The sequence below is a fragment of the Malonomonas rubra genome (assembly GCF_003247215.1).
Classification (GTDB): Bacteria; Desulfobacterota; Desulfuromonadia; order Desulfuromonadales; family Geopsychrobacteraceae; genus Malonomonas; species Malonomonas rubra_A.
Genome location: NZ_QKAP01000039.1, coordinates 1 through 3,658, shown reverse-complemented (window position 1 = coordinate 3,658; position 3,658 = coordinate 1). Strand labels below are relative to the sequence as shown.

Genomic DNA, 3,658 nt, shown 5'->3' with positions numbered 1-3,658 from the left:
TCCTCAATCACGCTACGAATTTGATCAGGTATCGGGCTTCACGTTATGTTGCACGCTTACCCACTCGTAGCGCCGAATCAGGTTCGCTTGCGCTATGTGCAGCTCACTTCCTATCGCTTCCTTCAGACCCTGCCGTTGCCAGCAGCGCCCTTGCGATTCGGATTGTCTTCCCCCTGATCGGGGCGACGCTTGCTTCTTTCAGCAAGCCGGGTTTGCCAGCTCCGCTGGGCAAACAACAAAAAGCGGGGTTCTAAAAGGAAACCCCGCTTTATTCAGACCGATATTCCGCTTGTTTAGATTTCTTTTGGCGAACAAACGTTTTCAGGATGTGCAACCTTAGCACCGCAATTGGTGCAGGCATACTTGGGCGGTTCTTCAAACAGCTTCCGCACCTCTTCGTGCAGTTCTTTGGCTTTTAATTCACAAACATGGAGATGATGCTTATCGGGATCTACGCAGCTGGTATCACTCATGATATTCCTCCTCGATAAATTAAATTAACTGGTACGGTTATAATTTACTCGTTCCCCTTTGAATGTCAACCGCCCCGCTCAATTTATAGTTCTATCAGATCTCCATCGCTAACGATCGGCAACTCCAACTCAGGTAAATGCTGCAGAATTTCCGGACCCAGATGGGTAAGCACTAGTTTTTTACTGTTCAAACTCTTCTGTTGCTGCCGTAAGGTCTTATAATCAAGGTGTGACGGTACCTGCTGTTGATAGGAAAAACACTCGGCGAGCAGCAGATCACTGCCGTCTGCCAAGGGGATTAGATTTTCCGTCCACTCGGTATCCCCGGTATAGCAGATGGACTTGCCACCGGCCTCCACCCGCAACGCATAGGCATTTGGGCTGCTGCCATGCTTGACCTTACAACACTGAATGGTAAATAAACCCTGCTGCAGTGGTTGTGACGGATCAAGCTCGCGGTAAATCAGAGGAACCACAAGACCATCCCCGATTGTCCCGGGATACAGAGCTTCCAATGCCGTATCGACCTGCTGCTGCAGTCCGGGTGGTCCGATCAGGGTCAGCGGTTTTTCCCGAAGGCTGACATATTTTGCCTCCAGCAGCAAAAACGGGATTCCGCCAAAATGGTCACCGTGAAGATGACTGACGATGATCGTATCGATGGCAGCGGCGGAAAGCTGATACTTCTGCAGACCAATCAGGCTGGAACATCCGCAGTCGAGCAAAATCTGCTCGCCTCCGACTGACAGATGATAACAGCTGTTCAAGCGGCCTCCGCTGCCAAAGGCATCACCGGTTCCAACGCAGCGAAGTACAACTTTATCCCTCATTTATTCTCCCGCTTCGCTCTAGTCAGTTCCGCCCGGATCAACTGATCGAAAGCTGCCCGGCTGCGTTGTGGCAAAAGACGGCCATTGATAAAGATCGTCGGCGTCCCTCGCACGCCTATCTGCTGCCCTTCCCGCTGATCTTCAGTTATCTTTTGCTGCAACCGTGGATCCTTGCGATCTTTCTCAAAACGCTCCATATCTAGTCCGGCCTGTTTGGCCAGTTCCGTTATTTTCTGCGGACTCAGCTTACTGTAATTGGCAAACAACAGATCATGCAACGGCCAGAACTTGCCTTGCTCCTCAGCAGCAATCGAAGCTACTGCCGCCGCTCTTGCATTTCGGTGCATCGCCAGTGGAAAATGCTTGAAAACCAGTTTGACCTGCTCCTGATAGGCATTGACTACCTCTTTGACCAACGGAAGCGCCTTGGCGCAGTAAGGACATTCAAAATCATCAAAGATGACGATCGTCACCGGCGCATCGGCAGGCCCCAGTACTGGTGAGCCCTCGGTTGAAATCTGCACAATCGGCTCCAGTGCCACCAGCATCAGCTGTTTCTGCTTACCCTTCTCAAGAATTAGCCGGTTGCTCCCCTGCGGCGAGATGTTGGTCACCTCCGGCCCGGCGTCAAAACTGCCAAGCAGGTCACCATTGCCGGAGAAAAGCTGCACTTCACCAGCCTCGGTCAAGACATAGAAACGTTGGCCGTCGCCAGTGGCAACAACCTGTTTCGGGGTTTCAGCCAGACCGACAGTGCGCAACATTCGAACTTCAACATCATTGGCAAACGCGTGAGAAAATCCGAACAATAGTAATAGTGGCGGCAAAAGCAGTTTCAACATCGAATTCGGCTCCTTTGTTAGCAGATCACATAAGGTTAAAGTATTTCACATTTTTATTTCAGGTGCCATGCACAAAACAAAAAAGCCGCCCCATCGCGGAACGGCCTTTTTCTTAACGAAGATAAATCAAACACGCATTTTCTGAATCAGAACCAAATCGGCCACCACCAAAGCAGTCATCGCTTCGACGATCGGCACAGCTCGTGGCACCACACAGGGGTCATGCCGCCCTTTGGCTGCGAGTACAGTTTCCTTGCCAGCGTAATCGACGGTCGGTTGCTCCTGACCGATGGTCGCCGGCGGCTTAAAGGCCACCCGAAAGTAAACCGGCTCGCCATTGGAAATCCCCCCCTGAACGCCACCGCTGCAATTGGTCAGGGTTCCGATACGTCCGTCCTTTTTGACGAAGGGATCGTTATGTGCCGAACCACGCATTCGAGTCCCTTCAAAACCGGAACCGATTTCAAAACCTTTGGTCGCCGGCAGGGAAAGCATAGCATGGGCCAGTTTGGCTTCGAGACGATCAAAAACAGGTTCGCCAAGTCCGGCGGGAAGGTTGCGGCAGACGCAGGTAACCACTCCGCCGATTGAATCCTTATCGGCACGGGCTGCGACGATCTCTTTGGTCATCTTTTGCGCAGCAACCAGATCGGGGCAACGCACATCACTGGCATCAACCTGCTCACGGCTAACTGTTTCCAGATCGATACCAGTGGCATCCTGATGGCCAACCGAACTGACCCAGGCAACGATTTCGATACCGTATTGCTCCAGCAGAAACTTCTCGGCAATCGCACCGGACGCAACCCGTCCAATGGTTTCGCGGGCACTGGAGCGCCCTCCACCACTTGAGGCGTGAATCCCGTACTTGGCCCGGTAGGTGTAGTCGGCATGGGAGGGGCGCGGGATCTCGCTCATCGAGCCGTAGTCACCAGGGCGCTGGTCCTTGTTCCTCACCAGCATACCGATCGGGGTTCCAAGAGTCAGGCCATTTTCCACTCCCGACAGAATCTGTACCTGATCGGCTTCGTTCCGCTCGGTGCCCAACTTGTTGCCACCCGGGCGGCGGCGATTAAGCTGCTTCTGGATATCAGCTTCGCAAAGTTTCATGCGCGGCGGCACACCATCAACCACGACGCCGACGCCGGCGCAGTGGGATTCACCAAAGGTTGAAATTTTAAACAATCGACCAAAACTACTCGACATCCTAAACCTCTATTCACTTAAAAGAGATGAACATTTTTAATTATGATTGCTGTGAACCAAAAATCATAGCAGAAAGCGGGCGACGGTGCTATTGGCAAACACCTTAGTTTGAAGAACATTGTTTGGAAATCGCATAAAGACAATTTTTACCAGAAGTAAAAAACTTTACCTCTGGTAAATTTTTTCTTGACCCCTGAGCTGTGTCGAAGGTATACATTTTCTCGGAGATGCTTTGAAAATATACCAAAATTACTTCTTGCAACTCCACTTTATGTCTCTCCAATTTGCGCCCTGTTGCCCGACAGGG

At 51.6% G+C, this 3,658-nt stretch carries 5 protein-coding genes and 1 pseudogene; 1 reads left to right on the top strand and 5 read right to left on the bottom strand.

The annotated features are described in order from the left end of the window. Window positions 1-254: pseudogene (locus Q7J88_RS04010) on the top strand (hypothetical protein); the annotation flags it as partial. A 39-nt stretch (window positions 255-293) separates the two neighbouring features. On the opposite strand, the gene Q7J88_RS04005 reads toward Q7J88_RS04010, so the two are convergent. From Q7J88_RS04005 to Q7J88_RS03985, 5 genes are all read right to left on the bottom strand, one after another. After that, window positions 294-473 (bottom strand): hypothetical protein, encoded by a 180-nt coding sequence (locus tag Q7J88_RS04005; RefSeq protein ID WP_303720865.1) that lies wholly within the window; start codon window positions 471-473, stop codon window positions 294-296. A gap of 83 nt (window positions 474-556) precedes the next feature. Further along, entirely contained in the window at window positions 557-1,303 is a 747-nt protein-coding gene (locus Q7J88_RS04000; protein WP_303720864.1) for an MBL fold metallo-hydrolase, read from the bottom strand. Beyond that, on the bottom strand, window positions 1,300-2,145 hold the full coding sequence (locus Q7J88_RS03995) for a thioredoxin domain-containing protein (RefSeq protein ID WP_303720863.1): 846 nt from the start codon (window positions 2,143-2,145) through the stop codon (window positions 1,300-1,302). Before Q7J88_RS03995 ends, Q7J88_RS04000 begins: the two co-directional genes overlap by 4 nt. Before the next feature lie 126 nt (window positions 2,146-2,271). Beyond that, window positions 2,272-3,351 (bottom strand): chorismate synthase, encoded by a 1,080-nt coding sequence (gene aroC, locus Q7J88_RS03990; protein ID WP_303720862.1) that lies wholly within the window; start codon window positions 3,349-3,351, stop codon window positions 2,272-2,274. 103 nt (window positions 3,352-3,454) lie between these two features. Continuing rightward, window positions 3,455-3,658: hypothetical protein (locus tag Q7J88_RS03985; RefSeq protein WP_303720861.1), on the bottom strand; the 204-nt coding region annotated here is incomplete at its 5' end.